Origin of the sequence: Brevibacillus agri (assembly GCF_004117055.1) — a bacterium.
GTDB classification, from domain to species: Bacteria; Bacillota; Bacilli; order Brevibacillales; family Brevibacillaceae; genus Brevibacillus; species Brevibacillus agri.
Genome location: NZ_CP026363.1, coordinates 4,176,644 through 4,196,171, shown reverse-complemented (window position 1 = coordinate 4,196,171; position 19,528 = coordinate 4,176,644). Strand labels below are relative to the sequence as shown.

Genomic DNA, 19,528 nt, shown 5'->3' with positions numbered 1-19,528 from the left:
CCCTTTCTCCACATCAGGAGGAAGGGGATTTTTGATACACGCAGACGACCATTTTGACGAAAAACTCGCGGAAGCCAGGCACGTTTGCCAAGCCCTTAAGCTGGTTGCGCAGCGGAATCTCGCGCTCGTAGACGGCAGGATGCTTCACGCCTTTTTGAATGTTGCGGAAACGCTTGATCGTCATCCGGTTGATGTAGGAGATCGTCTCGCTGCCATCTGGCCGTTTGTCAAAGCGGAACGAGATGCGGTCAGAACCGTCCGGCAAATCGCGCACCAGCTTTTTGTAGGCGTCGATCAGCGCCTGTTCGGAAAAGAGGGCGTGCACCCACGGAATGCCGATCGCGTCCGACAAATGCGCACCGTACGGGTGATAGTACGGCGGGAAGTTGATGTACAAGTGTCCGCCGGGCTTTAAGATGCGGAAGCACTCTTCCAGCGTCTTTTCCGGCTCGGCCACGTGCTCCATCGCGTCGTTCATGATGATCGTGTCAAACGTGTTGTCGGCAAAATCCGTGCGGGCAGCGTCGCCTGTCATGAAGGAAACGACGTCAGCGAGCCCCTTTTCCCGGGCAAAGGCATTGCCTTCCTCGGCGTAGTGCGGAACGATGTCAATCCCGATCATCTTTTTCGGGCCGAAGGTGGCGTAGTAACATGTTTTGCCACCGCCGCCACAGCCGATGTCCAGCACGGTTTTGTCGCTGAACATTTGCTCTTGGGAGTGGAAGGGGAGGAAAAACTGAATCGTCTGGTCCCCTTTTTGAAACTGCCATTCGGTATAGCTCATCTCCCCGTTGTTCGCCAGGTTGAACGGGTGAACGGGGAGCGGGAAAAGCCGGTTTAATCCGAGCAATACTTGCGAAGAAAAGGACATAAGCGCGTCCTCCTTTCCTGTAAAGCCTTATTTTCGCAGCGCCTGAAGCACCAGCTCGCTGCTTTTGGCCGCTTCTACCGCAAGCGTGCGGGAATGCGCGGTCACGACCTCAATCTCGGCGTCGAGCTTGTCGATTTTCTCGGCCAGCAGCGCGAGAAGCTGAGTCTCGTCCAGCTTCGTGATGTGGCCTGCATTCGGCATCCCGGCGCGCTCGACAAAGCGGTCGATTTTCGGATCGTAGGAGATGCCGATAAACGGAATGCGCAGCATGCAGGCGAGAATGAGCGAGTGCAGGCGCATGCCGACGACGTAGTCGCACTGTTTCAAAACAGACATGATATCGTGAAAAGTAACGGGCGCATCGAGTAGACGTGCTCCTGTCTGGGTCATCTGTGCCATGATTTCTTTGGATGGCGCCAAATCGCTGGGAACGTGCATCGGGAGAAACAGGACATTCCAGCCGCGCAAGACAAACCAGTCCGCCGCTTTGGCGATGGTCCGCTTGAACGCCTGTTCCTGCTTCCAGTCCCGCACGGAGATCGCTACCAAAGGCTTGGCAGGGTCGGCGAACATGCCTTGAAGCAGTTCTTTTCCGCGCGCATCCGGTATATCGTCAGGGGAGATCGTCAGGGCAGGATCTGCTGTGACATGGATCGGCGCTTTTTTGACGCCGCACGCCTTGAAGTCTTCTCCCGATTCATAGTCTCGCACGGTAATGACATCAACCCGGTTCACTACGCGTTTGATGACCTGGCGGCTGAGTGATTTGAGAATAGGGCCAAACCCTTGAGCGTAAAAGACCACGGGCTTGCGGAGAAGCTTGGCGATGGTGACGATGCCCAAATAGTAGAGAACACTGCGCGGACTGGTCACGTCCTGCATCAGCGTTCCGCCGCCCATCACTAGCATGTCGCTGCGCGAAAGCTCACGGACGATGGTTCCAAAGCTCCAGCGGTCATAAGCTTCAATCCCGAACAATTCCGCAGTCCGATCAGGTTGATTGGACAGAACGGCGAGAGAGATATTTGGTTGTTCCCGCGTAAGAGAGCTGATGATGCCGTACAGGACCACATCGTCTCCGGCATTGTTAAAGCCGTAGTACCCGGAGATGAGAATTCGCGACATGGAGTGAACCTTCTTTCTATATCAAACGTACAGGAAAAATACATTCTCAAGTATAATCGAGTAAACAAGAGGAAGTAAAGCGACCCCGGTACAAAACTTGGCGTCCGGCTTTTCGCGATAGACCTTGGGCTAGCTGGTTTTCATAGGGTATAATGAAAGCGCGCGCGAACAATCGGGATGGGCGCCTTACACGAACAGATAAAAGAACCCCATCGCAAACATGCCGATGCCGAGCAGGATCAAGGCAATCATCACGACGAGCAATCCTTTGTTTTTCCGGCGTCGGTAAAAAAATTCGTCAAACATGGCAAGCCTCCCTGCAGTAAAATAGTCCATTCTACTATCATACCATGTTCCCTAGCAAACTTGCCAACAGCAGATGCAATAGCGGTACGGCGTTGCCGGGAACGGGCAAGTCAACTGCCATGTGGCGAAAGCAACCTGGAAGGAGCAAGATTCATCATGGAAAGCATGTGGTTGAAATACACCTTGTTGGTAGAGCAAATGACAGAGGATTTATTTGTGGCGGAAGTGTTGGGCAGCCCGTACACGCTCGGCTGGGTCGAGCCGCAGATCGAAATTTTGACGACGGAAAACGGCTATGATTACGCGGAAAATACGGAAGGGCCTGTCGTGGCGTACTTGTTTGAGCCGAAGCAGGATAGCGAAGAGGAGCATGTCGCGCGGCTTCAGGCGTACATTTCCCGCTGGAACGGCCAGGTGCAGGTCAAGGAAGTCGAGCAGGTAGCCGAAGAAAACGAGTCGTGGAAGGACGAGTTTCGCGAGGTGCGGGTCGGCAACTGGTGGGTGGCGCCTAGCTGGACGGACCCGCAGTTGCTGGCCGACGCCGAGCATGTGCTGTGGATTGATCCGGGGGCGGCGTTTGGCACCGGCTATCACGGGACGACGCAGGATATTCTTTTGCTATTGCAAGAGATGGATCTGACGGGCAAAGTCGTTTTCGACATCGGGACAGGCTCGGGCATCCTCTCCCTGTTCAGTGCGCGCAACGGTGCGCAGCATCCGGTCTGGGCCGTTGATATCAACCCGGAGAGCGAGTATCAGGTGCAAGTCAACGCGGCGAACAACGAGCTGCCAGAGGACGCGGTTCGCGTCGTGATCGGCGACGCTTCCGACGCAGAGGTCGCGGCCCAGCTCCCGCCGCAGGCTGATCTGATTTTGGTCAACATCGGAGGGGACGAGAACGTCTCCATGCTTCCGCTGATTCGCGAACGAATCGCACCGGGCGGGCAAATTATTCTCTCCGGGATCGTAGACTGGAATCGGGAGGCCGTGCTCGCGGCATTCGAGGAGGCGGGCTTTCAGAAGGAAACCGAGCGCCATTCGGACGAGTGGGTGACGGTGTTGATGAAGAATACGGCTGTGAACCATTTTGTAACTACTGTGTGAGAACATAAAAAACAATCATGACAGTGGAGGGGAAAGAAATGGAGCATGTCGTCATTGCTGCTGCCGGACGTACGCCAATCGGTACGTTTGGCGGTGTCTTAAAAGATGTAAGCGCTCGCAAGCTGGCGGAGGTGGCCATTCGCGGCGTCATGGCGAGAGCGGGCCTGGAAGCATCACAGATCGACGAGGTTATTTTGGGCAACTGCATCCAGCGCACAGATGAACCGAACATCGCCAGAGTCGCGGCTATTGACGCGGGGCTGGGCAAGGAAGTGACGGGCTTTACTGTGCAGCGTCAGTGCGCGTCCGGGATGCAGGCGATTGCCAGCGGCGCGTCGCAAATTTTGCTCGGCGAAAACGAAGTGGTGATCGCAGGCGGCACAGAGAGCATGAGCAACGCTCCTTACGTGTTGAAAAACGCCAGATGGGGCCGCAGGCTCATGCACGGGGAAATGACTGATGCGATGTGGGAGCTTTTGACGGACCCGCATCACCAGATTTTGATGGGCGAGACAGCCGAGCGTCTGGCCGACTTGTACAACATCAGCCGCGAGGAGCAGGACGAAATCGCCATGCGCAGCCAGCACAACGCGATCCGGGCAATCGACAATGGGCTGTTTGCGGAGGAAATCATCGGCGTGCCGATCAAAAAACGCACCGGAGAGGTCGTCGTCACGGAAGACGAGTTCCCGAGACGCGGCGTGACGATGGAGAGCCTCGCCAAGCTGAAGCCAGGCTTTCGCGAGGATGGCACCGTGACGGCGGGCAACGCTTCCGGGCTGAACGATGGAGCTTCCGCTGTCGTGCTGATGCGGGAAGCCAAAGCGAAGGAGCTTGGTATCGAGCCGCTCGGCAGAATCGTCTCGTGGGCGACAGCCGGAGTAGAGCCGGACCTGATGGGCTACGGCCCGGTGCCCGCTGTGAAAAAGGCGTTGGCGAAGGCGGGCATGACGCTGGCCGACATGGAGCTGATCGAGGTGAACGAGGCGTTCGCCGCCCAATACCTCGCTGTCGAAAAGCTGCTCGAGCTGCCGCGCGAGATCACCAACGTAAACGGCAGCGGAATCTCGCTCGGCCATCCTGTCGGCTCCACCGGATGCCGGATCGTCGTGACCTTGCTGCACGAACTGAAGCGCCGCCAGCTCAAGCGCGGATTGGCGACACTGTGTGTTGGCGGCGGCATGGGCATGGCGATGGTCGTCGAGCGGGCGTAGCAGCAAAAGCGTTTTCTGTTGCCGCGCGCACGAAGCACGTTTAAATCAAGTCTCCCCTGTTAAAAATGGAAGCAAGCCCTGCCTCTTGAAGCAGTAGAAAAAGGCAGCGGCTGTGCTTGCAAAGGGGGAGGCTTTTTTTATGGCATTTTTTTCATTTTTGAAGCAATACAAAAAACAGATCGCGTTTCACCTGTTTTCCTGCCTGCTGGCCGGAGCGCTCGTTGCGATCGGCTACAGTGCCTATCAATATAAGCAGATGACGGAAAAATGGTACGCGCCCCTCGACGGACAGGCAAAAGGCGGGGCCAAGCAGGCGGCTGCCACTTTGCCGCCGCCGCGCGACCTGTTGACGGGCAGCGAGCCGTTGAAGCCGTTCGTCGTCATGCTGCTCGGTGTGGACAGCCGGGACGGGGAAAAAGCGCGGTCTGACACGCTGATGCTCGCCGCCGTTCATCCCGCGAAGCAGTCCGCCTACCTCATCTCGATTCCGCGGGACAGCTACATGGAGCTGCCCGGCAAAGGCTATGACAAAGTGAATCATGCGATGGCTTTTGGCGGACCGAAGCTGGTCAAGGAGACGCTGGAAACATTTCTCGATATCAAGATCGACCGCTACGTCTCTGTGGACTTCGAAGGCTTCCGCAAAATCGTCGACGAGTTGGGCGGCGTCTCGATCGACGTCAAAAAGCGGATGAAGTACAGCGACCCGAGCGACGACACGTACATTGACCTGATGCCAGGCTTGCAGGTGCTGTCCGGCGAACAGGCGCTGGGTTACGCGCGCTACCGCAAAAGCGATCTGGGCAAAGAAGACAGCGACTACCAGCGGATCAACCGCCAACAGGAGATTTTGGCCGCCCTGGCGCAAAAGGGCACTTCGGCGCAAATGTACACGAAGGCGTTCAAGCTGATGGAGATTTTGGGCCAGCACGTCAAAACCGATCTGACCGATCAGGAAATCGCTTCGCTGCTGTTGAGCTACGGCGACGGGACGCGGAACAAAATCAAGACCGATACGCTGGTCGGGCAGGACGAGCGCATCTGGCACAACGGCATCGTAGGCTGGTATCATCTCGTGCCGACAGCGGAGCGCGAGCGGGTTCGCCAGCAGGTGCTCGCGGCGCTGCAGCCGTGACGAACGAGGGAAGGCGCTGAAAACAGACATACTCCGCTTGAACGGGACGACGAAGGCTTCGCCAATCTATTTGGCGAAGCCACGTTTTCTTATCCAAAAACGTTTTTAATTGGAAAATTAACTATCTTTCGAATACAATAGCAATAAGGAAGAGATTATGAATGACGATCATAGGGGAGGGGCAAGGCCATTGAAGGGATGGAGGGAATGACTATGTCAAATGCTAAGCCTTGGATTGCCAATTACCCGTCCGAAACTGCACCGTCACTGGATTACCCCCGTATTCCGCTGACGCAATTTCTCGTGCAGTCGGCTGCATCGTACCCGGACAACAACGCGATTTACTTCATGGGCAAGACGATTTCGTACCGGGAGCTTTTGGAACTGTCTTACCGATTTGCCAACGCGCTGGTCAAACGGGGCGTGCAAAAAGGCGACCGTGTGGCGATCATGCTGCCGAATACCCCGCAAGCCGTCATCAGCTATTACGGCGCGCTGTTTGCAGGCGCGATCGTAGTGATGACGAACCCGCTCTACACGGAGCGCGAGCTGATTCACCAACTGGAAGACTCCGGCGCAGAGACGATCATCACGCTGGATTTGCTGTACAAGCGCGTAGCGCAAGTCCGCTCGTCCACACCACTCAAACGTATTTTTGTGACAAGTGTTGGCGATTTTCTTCCCTTATTGAAAAAATGGCTGTATCCGCTGGTCCAGAAAAAACAGGGGCAAACTCCGCAGGTTACATACAGCGCAGATGTTGAGCCTTTTCTTTCCGCCGTAAAAGAAAGCGCTGTCACCCCTGTCCATGTGCCAGTCGACCCGGAACAGGACATCGCCCTGCTCCAGTACACGGGCGGCACGACAGGGGTAGCCAAAGGCGTCATGCTGACGCATGCCAATCTGATCGCCAATGCGATGCAGTGCCAGGCTGTCCTCTACAAGCTGCGCAGAGGCGGCGAGCGAATTTTGGGCGTGCTTCCGCTCTTTCACGTCTACGGCATGACGACAGTGATGAACAAAGGCATTTGCATTGCCGCAGAAATCATCCTCGTGCCGAAGTTCGAGGTCAAACAAATTTTCGAGATGATCGACAAGCGCAAGCCGACCTTGTTCCCCGGCGCGCCGACGATGTACATCGCCCTGATTAATCACCCCGACCTGAAAAACCACGACCTGTCTTCGATCGAGGCGTGTGTCAGCGGTTCGGCGCCGCTTCCCGTCGAGGTCAAGGTCAAGTTCGAGGAACTGACAGGAGGCAAGCTCGTGGAAGGCTACGGCCTGACGGAAGCATCGCCAGTGACCCACTCCAACCCGATCTGGGAAAAAAGCATTACCGGCAGCATCGGCATGCCTTGGCCGGATACGGACTGTCGCATCCTCGACACGGTCACAGGAGAAGAGCTGCCGCAGGGCGAGGTCGGCGAGCTGGCGGTCAAAGGGCCGCAGGTCATGCTCGGCTACTGGAACCGCCCGGAGGAGACAGCCGCGGTCTTGAAGGATGGCTGGCTGCTGACGGGTGACGTAGGGTACATGGACGAAAACGGCTACTTCTACATCGTCGACCGCAAAAAGGACATGATAATCGCAGGAGGCTTCAACATTTATCCGCGCGAGGTGGAGGAAGTGCTGTTCGAGCATCCGTCCATCCAGGAGGCGGCTGTCATCGGCGTTCCGGACCCGTATCGCGGCGAGACGGTAAAGGCGTTCATCGTCTTCAAGGACGGCAAGCAGGCGAGCGAGGAAGAACTCGAAGCGCATTGCCGCAAGAAGCTCGCCGCCTACAAAATTCCGCGAAAGTACGAGTTTCGCACAGAACTGCCCAAGACGATGGTGGGCAAAGTGCTGCGCAGGCAGTTGCAGGAAGAAGACAAAGCTCGCCAGGAAGCACAGGACGAGATCAAAACAAGCTGACGCACAGATGCTGCCGTTCGGCTCGCGTCCCTTTGAGGAAGCGGCCATTTTTGTGAGCTTGCACGGGACAGGCTGTCGCCGTCATTCATGTTCACGCCGGGCAATTGACAGCGCCGGGTTCCTGTATTAAACTGATTTTATGAATGAATAATCATTCATTTCGGAAATTGTCTTATCATCATTGCGAGTAAAGATGGAGGTTATTATGGCAAAAAAAACGGGGGAAAAGTATCAAGCCATTATTGATGCTGCTGTACGGGTAATCGCCAGACAAGGCTATTACAGCGCCCAGGTATCCAAGATTGCAAAAGAGGCGAAGGTAGCAGACGGCACCATATACCTCTATTTTGAAAACAAGGATGATATCCTGATTTCGTTGTTCAACGAGAAGATGGGTCAGTTCGTGGACGAAAACCGCAAACGGATTTTCGAAGCGACATCCATCGAGCAAAAATTGTACGTCCTCGTGCATGCCCACTTGAGCCAGTTGGCCAAAGACCACGATTTGGCAAAAGTTACGCAGATTGAGCTGCGCCAGGCCAATCCGGTCATCAGCGAAGGCATCGGCAACGTGATGAAGCAATATTTCAACCTGATCGAAGAAATCATCCGGGAAGGGATAGAGCAAGCGGTGTTCCGGCCGGATCTGGACGTCAGGATGACGAGGAAAATGATTTTTGGCACGCTGGATGAAGTGACGACATCTTGGGTCATGAAGCAGTGCAAGTACGATCTTGTCTCTCATGTTGATTCCATTCATAACCTCTTCCTGTTCGGTATGAAGGGAAAAGAATGAAAGAAAAGCTTTTTTTGTGCGAAAACGTTTGTTACAATGGAAACAGCAAGACTGAGCGTTCGCTCAGAAGGGATAAATAGCCTGTTTGTTCATAGGGATTAGTTTGGGGGGAGAGGCATGGATTCGCATTGGAATGTAGAGATCGCTGATCGCGTCGCTGTCGTGACGATCAGCAACCCGCCCGCTAACGCACTGGGTAGAGCGGTGCTCGATGAATTGAGTGAACTTTTGAACCAGTTGGAAAACAACGCGGAAGTCAAAGCGATTGTCTTGACTGGAGAAGGCCGGTTTTTCATTGCGGGAGCCGATATCAAGGAATTTACCCAATTGGCCCCTGCTGAAGCGGAAGCGATGGCGAGGAGAGGCCAAGCGTTGTTCGACCGACTGGAGACATTCCCGAAGCCCATTATCGCAGCCATTAACGGCGCTTGCCTGGGTGGCGGACTGGAGCTTGCGATGGCTTGCCATATACGCTTTGCCGCAGTCGAAGCGAAGCTGGGACTGCCGGAGCTGAATCTGGGACTCATCCCTGGCTACGGCGGAACGCAGCGCTTGCCGCGACTGGTCGGCAGAGGAAAAGCGACCCAACTGATTCTCACCTCTGAGATGATCGGCGGCGAGGAAGCTTTGCGCATCGGACTCGTGGAAGCGGTATATCCAGCCGAACAGTTGCTCGCGGAAGCGAAGAAGCTGGCCTACGCCATCACCCAAAAAAGCTCTGTCACGCTCAGGCTCGCCCTGGAATCTGTCCACAACACCGTGCAGCTTGGCTCGGCGGAAGGACTGGAGCAGGAAGCGAAAAAATTCGGCGAGGCATTTGCGTCAGAAGATATGAAGGAAGGCGTGGCAGCGTTTTTGGAAAAGCGCGCGCCGCAGTTTACAGACAAGTAACCCGATGATTGCAGCATCACCAGTACGAGGAACCATTAAGGAGGAGGCATCCTGATGAATATCGTGGTTGTGTTGAAGCAGACGTTTGACACAGAAGAAAAAATCGTCATCCAAAACGGGCAAATTTCCGAGGATGGCGTGGAGTTCATCATCAATCCATACGATGAGTACGCGGTAGAAGAAGCGATCAAGCTCAAGGAGGAGCACGGCGGCGAAGTGACAGTGGTAAGCGTAGGGCCGGACCGCGTGGAAAGCTCTTTGCGCACTGCGCTCGCGATGGGAGCGGACAAAGCTGTGCTCGTGGATGACGAGTCTTTGTTTGGCGACGAATACACAACGGCAAAAGTGCTTGCTGCGGTTGCGAAAAAAGTCGGGTTTGACATCATCATCGGTGGACAGATGGCGGTAGACTCCGGCGCAGGCCAGGGCGGCCCGCGTCTTGCAGAAGAGCTGGGCATCAACCACGTATCCACCGCTGTGAAGCTGGAAGTAGACGGCACCACTGTTCGCGTAGAGCGCGACGTGGAAGGCGATCTGGAAGTCGTGGAAACAAGCCTGCCGGTGCTGATTACCGCACAGCAAGGGCTGAACGAGCCGCGCTATCCTTCTCTCCCCGGAATCATGAAAGCGAAGAAAAAGCCGCTGGAGCGACTCAGCGCAGACGATTTGGGCCTGACTGCCGAAGCAGTGAAGGCAAAAACCGAGATCGTCGACCAGACCTTGCCAGCGAAAAAGCAGGCGGGCCGCATTCTCACTGGCGATTTGGCAGCCCAGACGTCGGAATTGGTGCAACTGTTGCGCAATGAAGCGAAAGTGATCTAAGCGAGAGGGAGAGGATATCCATGAAAAAAGTACTTGTACTCACAGAAGTACGTGACGGACAACTTCGCAACGTGTCGCTGGAAGCGTTGGCTGCAGCACAAGCATTGGCCGAGGGTGGCGAAATCGTCGCGGGAGTATTCGGGGCAGACGCGGCAGCGCATGCGCCAGTATTGGCACAGCATGGAGCAAGCACGGTTTACACGGCGGATCACGAGGCACTCGCCCAGTACACGCCTGACGCCTATACACAAGCACTTGTGCAGTTGATCGAGCTGGCCTCTCCTGATGCCGTTATTTTGGGGCATACGGCAATCGGCCGCGACGTCGCGCCGCGGGTGGCGGCGAAGCTCGGCTACGGCCTGGTCTCCGATGTGACGAGCATCGAAGCGGGTCCTGTGTTCGTTCGTCCGATTTATGCGGGCAAAGCTTTCCAACAACGCAAATTCGTAGACGGGAAAATTTTCATCACCATCCGTCCAAACAATATCGCTATCGGCACGCCGGACGCTGCGAAAAAGGCGATTGTCGTTCCGGTTGACCTGGAAATCAAAGACTTGCGCACGATTGTCAAAGAAGTCGTGCGCAAAACAAGCGGCAAAGTGGACTTGTCCGAAGCGAAAGTCGTCATCTCCGGCGGCCGCGGCGTGAAGAGCGCGGAAGGCTTCCAGCCGCTGTATGAGCTGGCAGACGTGCTCGGTGCGGCTGTAGGCGCGTCCCGTGGCGCGTGCGACGCCGACTACTGCGACTACTCGATGCAAATCGGGCAGACGGGAAAAGTCGTAACGCCTGACCTGTACATTGCGTGCGGCATTTCCGGGGCGATCCAGCACTTGGCGGGCATGTCCAGCTCCAAGGTGATCGTCGCGATTAACAAAGACCCGGAAGCGCCGATCTTCCAGGTGGCGGATTACGGCATCGTAGGCGATCTGTTCGAAGTGTTGCCACTGCTTACTGCCGAGTTCAAAAAAGTGTTGGTCTAAGGCTGAGCAGGCCGTTGAAAATGTCAAGAAGCGTCCCGCAAGAGGGGACGCTTTTTTTGTCTCAAGCCCTTACGTTACACTGTTCTTGCTTGTTATAATAAACCCAAGGAGAGGTGAGCGGCATGAGTGAAGAGCTGTTGCAACAACTGATTCACATGGTGGGGGAGAACAACCGGATCGTCAAAGAGGTTCAGCAGGAGCTGCGGGAGTTCAAGGCAGAGATGTACGAGTTCAGGGCGGAAATGTACGCGTTTCGCGACGAGATGTACGCGTTTCGTGAAGAGATGTACGCGTTTCGTGAAGAGATGTACGCATTTCGTGAAGAGATGTACGCATTTCGTGAAGAGATGTACGACTTCCGCGACGACGCGATTCAGCGGCTGGAGCGTTTGGAGCGCCAAGACAAGCTGATCGAGGCCGATATCGACCTGCTGCACAAAAAGGTGAGCGATCATGAGCGGGAAATCAATCGCATCAAGCAAGTAGGGCAATAAAGCAAAAAGCAACCGATAAGGGAAGAAGCGACTGGATAGACTATAGCGTGAAGTGCGCACAAAGTGCGGGGCGCCATAGTCATTTTTGTTTTTGGATGATATACTGAAGTAGCATTTGACCCTTTTTTAGTAATTGACTTTTCGAGGAGGTAACTTTCCATGGCAATTGTAAATGCAACTGACAACACCTTTTCCCAGGAAGTAGAGCAAGGCGGTACGGTCCTGGTTGACTTCTGGGCTCCTTGGTGCGGCCCTTGCAAAATGATCGCTCCTGTGCTGGAGCAAATCGACGGCGAAGTCGGCTCCAAGCTCAAAATCGTCAAAGTAAACGTTGACGACAATCCGGATTCTGCAGGCCGTTTTGGCGTTATGTCCATCCCGACCTTGATCGTCTTCAAGGATGGCCAGCCTGTCGATAAAGTAATCGGTTTCCAACCAAAAGAAGCTCTCATGGCAACCGTAGGCAAACACCTGTAAACAAGCAAACAGACAGCATGAGAAAGCGGCGAGAACAAGCCGCTTTTCTCATTCCCGAAACGCTGCCGCACCCGTTTTTGGACGAGCATAATTGTAAGCGCATTCAACGTGATGGTACATAATGGTTGCGGCTTCCAACCGAGCGATCGTTTGTCAAAAAATTAAGTTTACTCAGAGAAAATTATTTGCCTTTTTTGAATGCTTTTATTAAACTTCATATATTCAGTCTATTTAGAAAGATTAAGGGAGGCTTTTCGATGAAGGTGAAGGGGTTTCAGTTGTGGCGATCTCTGGCAACGATTTCGTTAGGCGCAGTGTTGATGGCGGGATGTGGAAGCGGGGGAGGAACTTCCAGCACGCCAGCAGCAGGGAACAGCGATTCGCAGCCGGCAGCCAGTGCAGACGGGCAAGAATTTACGGCTAAAATCGGTGTGGTCAGCTTTCTCTCCGGTTCTGGCGCAGCATACGGGGAAGCGCAAAAGGCAGGCTTGGAACTGGCATTGGGCGAGCTGAATGAAGCGAATAAAGGCAAGCTCAAGATCGAGCTTAAGTTCGAGGATTCGGCGGGGGAAAAAGACGGAGCGATCAACGCCGTAAATAAACTGATTAATCAGGATAATGTCGTCGCGATCATCGGGCCGACGCTCTCGGGCGAAATGTTCGCTGCCGGACCAGTCGCGAACGAATCGGAAACGCCGATCTTCGGTATTTCCAACACATCCGAGGGCATCAACGACATCGGCGAATACGTCTTCCGCAACTCGCTGCCTGAATCGATTGCGATTCCGACAGCAATGAAAGCGGCAGTCGAGAAAAACGGCCTGAAAAAAGTGGCGCTCATTTACGCTTCCAACGACGATTTCTCTGTGAATGGCTACAAGGTCATGAAAGCTACGGCTGAAAAAATGGGCCTGGAAATTACCGGGGAAGCGACTTTTGCTAACGGAGACGTCGACTTTTCCGCCCAACTGACCAAGCTGAAACAAGGCAACCCGGACGCGCTGCTCGTATCTGCGCTGTACAAAGAAGGCTCCATGGTTGTGAAAAAAGCGCGCGAGCTCGGCATCACCGGAACGATCCTTGGCGGCAATGGTTTCAATAATCCGAAAGTTTTTGAAATTGCAGGCCCGGCAGCCGAAGGGTTGATTGTGGCGACTCCGTTCAGCCCTGAGAAGCAGGACGAAAAGGTACAAGCCTTTGTCAAGGCGTTCGAAGCCAAATACAACAAGAAGCCTGACCAATTCGCAGCGCAAGCGTACGATTCGCTGTACATCATGTCGCAGTCTCTGCTTGCAGCAGGCAAAGCCGAGCGTGAAGCGTTGCGCGAACAGCTTGCCCAGTTGAAAGACTTTACGGGTGTATCCGGCAAGCTTTCCTTCGATGAGAAGCGCAACCCGATCGGAGACGCAGTAGTCGTTGTCGCGAAAGATGGAAAATTCGTCCCGTTTGAATAGGATGATGCCCGGGGCAACCCGGGCTCTTCTTTCCCATCGGCAATGACGTTTTCTCGCTGGATCAGAAAGGACGAGGCGTGCGCTTTCGCTTGCTGATCCAGCGAGAATAACGGCTGGTTTTCGCGTGGCAGGCAACCATTTTACAGTGAGGTGAGGCAGTTGTTTTGGCAGCAATTAGTCAATGGCTTGACAGTAGGTAGCACTTATTCCTTGATTGCGCTGGGCTACACGCTCATTTTCGGCGTGCTCGGAATCATCAATATGGCTCATGGACAAATTTTCATTTTTGGCTCGCTCGTCGGCCTCGTGCTGATGACAAGCATGAACATGCCGCTTGGCGTCGCGCTGCTCGCGGCAGTGGTCATCTCGGCGGCTCTCGGGCTGGTGCTGGAGTACACAGCGCTGCGGCCGCTGCGCAAGAAAAACGTTCCCCACCTGGCTTCGCTTATCAGTACGATCGGGTTTGCCATTTTGGTGGAGGAAGCGATGCACAAGTTTTTTGGCGCGGACTCGCGGGCGTTCCCGCAATCGTTTGGAAGTCAGCCGCTTGATCTGGGCATCATTCAAATTCGCAGCGTGGATCTTGTCATTTTGGGAATCTCCATCCTTCTCATGTTTGTCCTGCACTTCTGGATTCAAAAGACGAAGATGGGCAAAGCGATCCGGGCGACGGCGGAAAATACGGATACTGCAAACCTTTTGGGCATCAACACCAACATGGTGATCGTCGTCACGGTCATCATCGCCTCTGCTCTCGGCGGTGTGGCGGGCATTTTGATCGGCATGGCGTATTCCGCCCTCATTCCTACGATGGGGATGACGCTCGGGTTCAAGGGGCTGGCGGTGTTGATTCTGGGCGGCGTCGGCAGCATTCCCGGAGCGATGGTGTGCGGCGTTTTGCTCGGAATCATCGAGGTGTTTACCGTCGCCTACGGAGACTCGTCTTATCGCGATGCCGTGGCGTTCGGCCTCATCATCGTGATTTTGTTGCTGAAGCCGGAAGGACTATTTGGACGCAAAGCGTAAAGGAGGTGCAAACATTGGACATTCTCAATCCGTATAACTTACAGGTGTTTACCTTTATTTTGCTGAACAGCATCTTGGCGATCAGCATTTACATCACGCTCTCCACCGGACAGCTCTCGCTGGGGCATGCCGGATTCATGAGCATCGGCGCCTTCACGGCGAGTATTTTGACCAAGCAGGCGGACATGCCGCTGTTTGTTGCCATCCTCATCGGCGGTTTGGCGGCAGGCTTGATCGCTCTGCTCATCGGCGCGCCAACCTTGAAGCTGCACGGCTTGTACCTGGCGATTGCCACTCTCGGCTTTGGCGAGGTCATTCGCGTCATTTTGCTCAATCTGGAGATTACGAACGGGGCGTTGGGGCTGACCGGCCTGCAATCCATCGGCAATTATTTGTACGATTTTGAGAAAGCGATCGGGCTGAAAGCGACGACATTGGGCGTCTCCGTCATGCAAATGAAAGCTTTGTCTACGTGCCTGTTCATGCTGTTGTTGTTCGCTGTCATTCTCTTTTTGACGCTGCGTCTGAACAAGTCCAGGCTCGGCCGGGCGTTCGAAGCGATCAAGGCGGACGAGACAGCGGCGCGGGCGATGGGCCTGCAAGTGGCGTACTACAAAATGCTCGCCTTCGTCATCGGATCGGTGCTCGCCGGCGTGTGCGGCGGCTTGTTCGCGCACATTACGACGACGATTACGCCGGACGATTTCAACTACCACAAAGTCGTGGAAATTCTCTCCTTTGCCGTGATCGGGGGAAGCGAGGTCGTGTGGGGACCATTGTTTGGCGCGCTCGTGCTGACGGCGCTGCCGGAAGTTTTGCGCGGCCTGGCCGAATACAAAATGCTCATGTACGGTCTGATTATGGTCGGCGTGATGGCTTTCCGTCCACACGGTCTGATCGGTACCGATACTTTCAAAAAATGGTTCAAAAAAGACAAAAGCAAGGCGAAGGGGGGACTGTGAGATGTTGCTGGAACTGGCGAACGTAGGAAAAAGCTTTGGCGGCATCACGGCCCTGCGCGATGTGTCCTTTTCCGTGCGCGAAGGGGAGATTGTCGGCCTGATCGGCCCGAACGGCGCCGGAAAGACGACGATCTTCAATATGGCCACCGGAATTTTTGCGCCGACGACAGGCACCTTTTCCTTTGCCGGACAGACGCTGAACGGGATGCCGCCGAACAAAATCACGGAAATGGGGATTGCCCGCACGTTTCAAAATATTCGCCTCTTTGGTCACATGAGCGCATTCGACAACGTCAAGGTAGGTTGCCATGCGCGGATGAAGGCGGGGTTTTGGGCTTCGCTTTTGCGCACGCCTGGCCAGCGGTCCGAGGAGAAGGCGGTTGCGAAAAAAGCGGAACAATTGCTGGAGTTTGTCGGGCTGTCCGACGTGGCAGACGTCCGCTCGGATACGCTCGCGTACGGACAGCAGCGCCGTCTGGAAATCGCCAGGGCGCTCGCGACCGAGCCGAAGCTATTGCTTTTGGACGAGCCTGCTGCCGGGATGATCGAGACAGAGACGAAAGCGCTGATGGAACTGGTGCGCAAAATTCGCGATGACGGCACGACCGTCTTGCTGGTCGAGCACGACATGGGGCTGGTCATGAACTTGTGCGAGAAAGTCGTCTGCATCAATTTCGGCGTGAAAATTGCGGACGGAACGCCGGAAGAGGTACAAAACAACCCCGATGTGATCGAGGCATACTTGGGCAAGGAGGAAGAATAGCATGCTGCACGTACAAAACCTTTCGACCTCCTACGGTCAAATCAAGGCGATTCGCGGCATTACGCTGGAAGTGCCGGAAGGAAAGATCGTCTCTCTCATCGGCGCCAACGGAGCAGGCAAAACGACGACGATGCGCACGATCGCCGGCCAACTAAAGCCGGAGGCAGGCAGCATTACGTTTTGCGGGGAGCGCATGGACGGCAAAAAGCCGCACCAGATCGTGAAAAGCGGACTGGCGCTCGTGCCGGAAGGGCGGGCGATCCTCGGCAAAATGACCGTGCTGGAAAACCTCGAAATGGGCGCTTTCCAACGCAACGACACCCAAGGCATCAAGGACGACATGGAAAAAATGATGACCTGGTTTCCGATTTTGAAAGAACGGCTGCCCCAGTTGGGCGGTACGATGTCTGGCGGGCAGCAGCAAATGCTGGCGATTGCCAGAGCTTTGATGTCGCGCCCCAAGCTGCTGCTTTTGGACGAGCCGTCCATGGGACTGGCCCCGATTGTGGTGGCAGACATTTTCAAAGTCATCAAGCAGATTAATGCGGAAGGCACGACGGTGCTGATCGTCGAGCAAAACGTCAAGCAGGCACTGAAAATCGCCGATTACGGCTATGTGCTGGAAGCCGGCCAGATTGTTCTCGACGGGGCGGCTGACGCGCTGTTGAACGATGAGCGCGTCAAAGAAGCGTACTTGGGCGGACGCAAGCATTAAAAGCTGGCTGTCAGAGGAAAACTGTCGCTTTCAGATCGAAGCGGCAGTTTTTTTGCTGCCCGATCCGTGGTACTATGGGAGTAGAACGTATATTCTTATCAGAGGAAAACCATGGAAGGAAGCCAGATGCGGATGCCAACCAAACTGACGAGAGAGCAAACGGAATATCTCGTGTTGCAAGTGCAACGGTATTTTCACGCAGAACACGGCGAGGAGCTGGGCAACCTGGAGACGGAAGAGCTGATCGCCTTCTTTTCCAGAGAGCTCGGGCCGTTTTACTATAACCAGGGCGTACAGGACAGCCGCAAGCTGTTGCTGGAGCGGATGAACGCCCTGGAGGATGAGCTGTACGTCCTGGAACAGCCCGTCATGAAAAAACGCTAAAGCGAAAGCCGTTAAAAGGAAAAAGGAGGTGCAGCCATGAACCGTACCTTGAAAGACAAGCTGGCTGTGCTGCCAGAAAAGCCCGGCTGCTACCTGATGAAAAATGCAAACGGGGAAATTATATACGTCGGAAAAGCCAAGGTGCTGAAAAACCGCGTGCGCTCGTACTTCACCGGAAGCCATAACGGGAAGACGCAGCTTCTGGTCAGCGAGATCGCGGACTTTGAGTATATCGTGGTGTCGTCTGCGATCGAGGCGTTATTGCTGGAGTGCAACCTCATCAAAAAGCACGACCCGCGCTATAACGTCATGCTTCGCGACGACAAAACCTACCCATACATCAAAATTACGAACGAAGCGCAGCCGCGGCTGGAAATTACCCGCAAGGTGCTGAAAGACAAGGCGAAATACTTCGGGCCGTACCCGAATGCAGGCGACGCGTCCGAGGTGAAAAAGCTGCTCGACCGGCTCTATCCTTTGCGCAAATGCCGCAACATGCCCAAGCAGGTATGTTTGTACTACCATTTGGGCCAATGTCTCGCCCCCTGTGTGTACGAGGTTTCGGCTGAAGAAAACCAGCGACTGGTAGATGAGATCAGCCGCTTCCTCGACGGCGGACACGAGCAGATGAAGCAGCAGCTCACGGAAAAAATGCTCCAGGCCGCAGAGGCGATGGAGTTTGAGCGGGCCAAGGAGTTCCGCGATCAGATCAAGAGCATCGAAGCGGTGATGGAGAAGCAGAAAATTACGTTCACCGATACGGTTGACCGCGACATTATCGGCTTTGCCGTGGAAAAAGGCTGGATGTGCATTCAAATTTTTTACATGCGCCAGGGCAAGATGATCGAGCGGCAGACGACCTCCTTCCCTTACTACGGAAACGAGAGCGAGGACTTCATGTCGTACGTCACCCAGTTTTACTACGACAAGCAAAACGCGCTGCCCAAAGAAATTTTGCTGCCGGAGGAAAGCGAGCCGGAGCTGTTGAGTGAATGGCTGGGAGTCAAGGTGTTGACGCCCAAGCGCAGCAAAAAGCGCGAGCTGGTACAGATGGCTTGTGAAAACGCGCGGATCGCCCTGCAGGAAAAGTTCGCCCTGATGTCCAAGGACGACGCGCGGACCGTTCAGGCGGTGCACAACCTGGGGCATGTGCTGGGGATCGGCGTCCCGCACCGGATCGAGGCGTTCGACAACTCCAACATCCAAGGAACCGAGCCTGTGTCGGCGATGATTGTCTTTACGGACGGCCGTCCGGACAAAAAGGAATACCGCAAGTTCAAGATCAAGACAGTCGAAGGGCCGGACGATTACGGCTCCATGCGCGAGGTAATCCGCAGACGGTATTCGCGCTTGCTGAAGGAAAACCAGCCGCTGCCCGACCTGATCGTCATCGACGGGGGCAAAGGGCAGATCAGCGCCGCCATGGACGTGCTGGAAAACGAGCTGGGGCTGTACATCCCGGTCTGCGGCCTGGCCAAAGACGAAAAGCACAAAACCGCGCAGTTGATGTACGGCGATCCGCCGGAGCCGGTGAATCTGAAGCGGGACAGCTACGAGTTTTACTTGCTGCAGCGCATTCAGGACGAGGTGCACCGGTTTGCGATTACGTTTCACCGACAATCCCGGACGAAGACGATGCTCTCCTCCCAGCTCGACGAAATACCGGGCATCGGCGAAAAGCGGCGCAAGCTGTTGTTTACCCATTTTGGCTCGCTGAAAAAAATGCGCGAGGCGACGGTGGAGGATTTCCGGCAGTTGGGGATCGGCGACAAGCTGGCGAAGCAGATTATCGCCCATTTGCGCAAGCTGGAATCGTAACGTTTTTTTCAAAAAGCAATTGAACCGTTCGGATTCCCGTGATATAATGCGTTTCAAACAGAATAGTTAGCCTCACTTCCCTTATGAAGTGAGGTAGAGGCGCGAAAACCAAGAGTACCACCCTGAGATCGGGTATCTGTGAAGGGAGCGGGAAAGGGGAATTCGCCGAAGTGTGGAGGAAAACCCGTAGTTCTCCATGCTGGGTCTGCATTGAACAAGTGCAGAACTGTCATCTGGCTCTTAACCGGCGTCAGATGGAGTGCTATCTCACGGTGTG

At 54.9% G+C, this 19,528-nt stretch carries 19 protein-coding genes and 1 riboswitch; of the genes, 17 read left to right on the top strand and 2 right to left on the bottom strand.

The window, feature by feature from the left end:
* Nucleotides 1-13: 13 nt before the first annotated feature.
* Together BA6348_RS20540 and csaB are read right to left on the bottom strand one after the other, a co-directional pair.
* The gene (locus BA6348_RS20540; protein ID WP_007776660.1) at nt 14-871 is read right to left on the bottom strand and encodes a class I SAM-dependent methyltransferase; all 858 of its coding nucleotides are present in this window, start codon (nt 869-871) and stop codon (nt 14-16) included.
* A 27-nt stretch (nt 872-898) separates the two neighbouring features.
* Nucleotides 899-1,996, bottom strand: coding sequence for a polysaccharide pyruvyl transferase CsaB (csaB, locus tag BA6348_RS20535; RefSeq protein ID WP_005829241.1), 1,098 nt, complete (start codon nt 1,994-1,996; stop codon nt 899-901).
* 462 nt (nt 1,997-2,458) lie between these two features.
* On the opposite strand from csaB, the gene BA6348_RS20530 reads away from it, so the two are divergent.
* The 17 genes from BA6348_RS20530 (at nt 2,459) to uvrC (ending at nt 19,251) form a co-directional block, all read left to right on the top strand.
* Nucleotides 2,459-3,406 (top strand): 50S ribosomal protein L11 methyltransferase, encoded by a 948-nt coding sequence (locus BA6348_RS20530; protein WP_005829239.1) that lies wholly within the window; start codon nt 2,459-2,461, stop codon nt 3,404-3,406.
* A gap of 38 nt (nt 3,407-3,444) precedes the next feature.
* Nucleotides 3,445-4,620, top strand: coding sequence for a thiolase family protein (locus BA6348_RS20525; protein WP_025844136.1), 1,176 nt, complete (start codon nt 3,445-3,447; stop codon nt 4,618-4,620).
* 139 nt (nt 4,621-4,759) lie between these two features.
* Nucleotides 4,760-5,755 (top strand): LCP family protein, encoded by a 996-nt coding sequence (locus BA6348_RS20520; protein WP_122952548.1) that lies wholly within the window; start codon nt 4,760-4,762, stop codon nt 5,753-5,755.
* Nucleotides 5,756-5,968: 213 nt separating this feature from the next.
* Nucleotides 5,969-7,669, top strand: a complete 1,701-nt coding sequence (locus BA6348_RS20515) for an AMP-binding protein (RefSeq protein WP_025844134.1) — start codon at nt 5,969-5,971, stop codon at nt 7,667-7,669.
* Between the two features lie 205 nt (nt 7,670-7,874).
* Nucleotides 7,875-8,465 (top strand): fatty acid metabolism transcriptional regulator FadR, encoded by a 591-nt coding sequence (locus BA6348_RS20510; RefSeq protein ID WP_025844133.1) that lies wholly within the window; start codon nt 7,875-7,877, stop codon nt 8,463-8,465.
* 117 nt (nt 8,466-8,582) lie between these two features.
* Nucleotides 8,583-9,356, top strand: a complete 774-nt coding sequence (locus BA6348_RS20505) for an enoyl-CoA hydratase (protein WP_005829231.1) — start codon at nt 8,583-8,585, stop codon at nt 9,354-9,356.
* A 54-nt stretch (nt 9,357-9,410) separates the two neighbouring features.
* Nucleotides 9,411-10,178 carry an electron transfer flavoprotein subunit beta/FixA family protein gene (locus BA6348_RS20500; RefSeq protein WP_005829229.1) on the top strand — a complete coding sequence of 256 codons (768 nt, stop codon included), beginning with the start codon at nt 9,411-9,413 and terminating at the stop codon, nt 10,176-10,178.
* Between the two features lie 20 nt (nt 10,179-10,198).
* On the top strand, nt 10,199-11,158 hold the full coding sequence (locus tag BA6348_RS20495) for an electron transfer flavoprotein subunit alpha/FixB family protein (protein WP_005829227.1): 960 nt from the start codon (nt 10,199-10,201) through the stop codon (nt 11,156-11,158).
* A 122-nt stretch (nt 11,159-11,280) separates the two neighbouring features.
* Nucleotides 11,281-11,652: a hypothetical protein gene (locus BA6348_RS20490; RefSeq protein WP_007776683.1), complete on the top strand. Its 372-nt coding sequence runs from the start codon at nt 11,281-11,283 to the stop codon at nt 11,650-11,652.
* Between the two features lie 159 nt (nt 11,653-11,811).
* Nucleotides 11,812-12,129 (top strand): thioredoxin, encoded by a 318-nt coding sequence (gene trxA, locus BA6348_RS20485; RefSeq protein ID WP_005834940.1) that lies wholly within the window; start codon nt 11,812-11,814, stop codon nt 12,127-12,129.
* Between the two features lie 257 nt (nt 12,130-12,386).
* A complete protein-coding gene (locus tag BA6348_RS20480; RefSeq protein ID WP_005834938.1) occupies nt 12,387-13,583 on the top strand; it encodes an ABC transporter substrate-binding protein in 1,197 nt (398 codons plus the stop codon).
* A gap of 159 nt (nt 13,584-13,742) precedes the next feature.
* Nucleotides 13,743-14,609, top strand: coding sequence for a branched-chain amino acid ABC transporter permease (locus BA6348_RS20475; protein ID WP_007776691.1), 867 nt, complete (start codon nt 13,743-13,745; stop codon nt 14,607-14,609).
* 5 nt (nt 14,610-14,614) lie between these two features.
* Entirely contained in the window at nt 14,615-15,571 is a 957-nt protein-coding gene (locus BA6348_RS20470) for a branched-chain amino acid ABC transporter permease (protein WP_035316637.1), read from the top strand.
* Nucleotide 15,572: 1 nt separating this feature from the next.
* Nucleotides 15,573-16,334 carry an ABC transporter ATP-binding protein gene (locus BA6348_RS20465; protein ID WP_005834932.1) on the top strand — a complete coding sequence of 254 codons (762 nt, stop codon included), beginning with the start codon at nt 15,573-15,575 and terminating at the stop codon, nt 16,332-16,334.
* 1 nt (nt 16,335) lies between these two features.
* Nucleotides 16,336-17,049: an ABC transporter ATP-binding protein gene (locus BA6348_RS20460; protein WP_026557764.1), complete on the top strand. Its 714-nt coding sequence runs from the start codon at nt 16,336-16,338 to the stop codon at nt 17,047-17,049.
* Nucleotides 17,050-17,181: 132 nt separating this feature from the next.
* Entirely contained in the window at nt 17,182-17,433 is a 252-nt protein-coding gene (locus BA6348_RS20455) for a DUF2164 domain-containing protein (RefSeq protein WP_005834928.1), read from the top strand.
* 36 nt (nt 17,434-17,469) lie between these two features.
* Nucleotides 17,470-19,251 (top strand): excinuclease ABC subunit UvrC, encoded by a 1,782-nt coding sequence (gene uvrC / locus BA6348_RS20450; protein ID WP_005834926.1) that lies wholly within the window; start codon nt 17,470-17,472, stop codon nt 19,249-19,251.
* A gap of 86 nt (nt 19,252-19,337) precedes the next feature.
* Nucleotides 19,338-19,524: riboswitch (Lysine riboswitch) on the top strand.
* The last annotated feature ends 4 nt before the right edge of the window (nt 19,525-19,528 follow it).

Bases quoted from the DNA above. Each gene is read 5' to 3' on its own strand.
- BA6348_RS20465 (WP_005834932.1), top strand. From the start codon at position 15,573: ATGTTGCTGGAACTGGCGAACGTAGGAAAAAGCTTTGGCGGCATCACG.
- csaB (WP_005829241.1), bottom strand. From the start codon at position 1,996: ATGTCGCGAATTCTCATCTCCGGGTACTACGGCTTTAACAATGCCGGA.
- BA6348_RS20520 (WP_122952548.1), top strand. From the start codon at position 4,760: ATGGCATTTTTTTCATTTTTGAAGCAATACAAAAAACAGATCGCGTTT.
- trxA (WP_005834940.1), top strand. From the start codon at position 11,812: ATGGCAATTGTAAATGCAACTGACAACACCTTTTCCCAGGAAGTAGAG.
- BA6348_RS20510 (WP_025844133.1), top strand. From the start codon at position 7,875: ATGGCAAAAAAAACGGGGGAAAAGTATCAAGCCATTATTGATGCTGCT.
- BA6348_RS20455 (WP_005834928.1), top strand. From the start codon at position 17,182: ATGCCAACCAAACTGACGAGAGAGCAAACGGAATATCTCGTGTTGCAA.
- BA6348_RS20495 (WP_005829227.1), top strand. From the start codon at position 10,199: ATGAAAAAAGTACTTGTACTCACAGAAGTACGTGACGGACAACTTCGC.
- BA6348_RS20460 (WP_026557764.1), top strand. From the start codon at position 16,336: ATGCTGCACGTACAAAACCTTTCGACCTCCTACGGTCAAATCAAGGCG.
- BA6348_RS20505 (WP_005829231.1), top strand. From the start codon at position 8,583: ATGGATTCGCATTGGAATGTAGAGATCGCTGATCGCGTCGCTGTCGTG.
- BA6348_RS20490 (WP_007776683.1), top strand. From the start codon at position 11,281: ATGAGTGAAGAGCTGTTGCAACAACTGATTCACATGGTGGGGGAGAAC.
- BA6348_RS20530 (WP_005829239.1), top strand. From the start codon at position 2,459: ATGGAAAGCATGTGGTTGAAATACACCTTGTTGGTAGAGCAAATGACA.
- uvrC (WP_005834926.1), top strand. From the start codon at position 17,470: ATGAACCGTACCTTGAAAGACAAGCTGGCTGTGCTGCCAGAAAAGCCC.
- BA6348_RS20525 (WP_025844136.1), top strand. From the start codon at position 3,445: ATGGAGCATGTCGTCATTGCTGCTGCCGGACGTACGCCAATCGGTACG.
- BA6348_RS20540 (WP_007776660.1), bottom strand. From the start codon at position 871: ATGTCCTTTTCTTCGCAAGTATTGCTCGGATTAAACCGGCTTTTCCCG.
- BA6348_RS20500 (WP_005829229.1), top strand. From the start codon at position 9,411: ATGAATATCGTGGTTGTGTTGAAGCAGACGTTTGACACAGAAGAAAAA.
- BA6348_RS20480 (WP_005834938.1), top strand. From the start codon at position 12,387: ATGAAGGTGAAGGGGTTTCAGTTGTGGCGATCTCTGGCAACGATTTCG.
- BA6348_RS20515 (WP_025844134.1), top strand. From the start codon at position 5,969: ATGTCAAATGCTAAGCCTTGGATTGCCAATTACCCGTCCGAAACTGCA.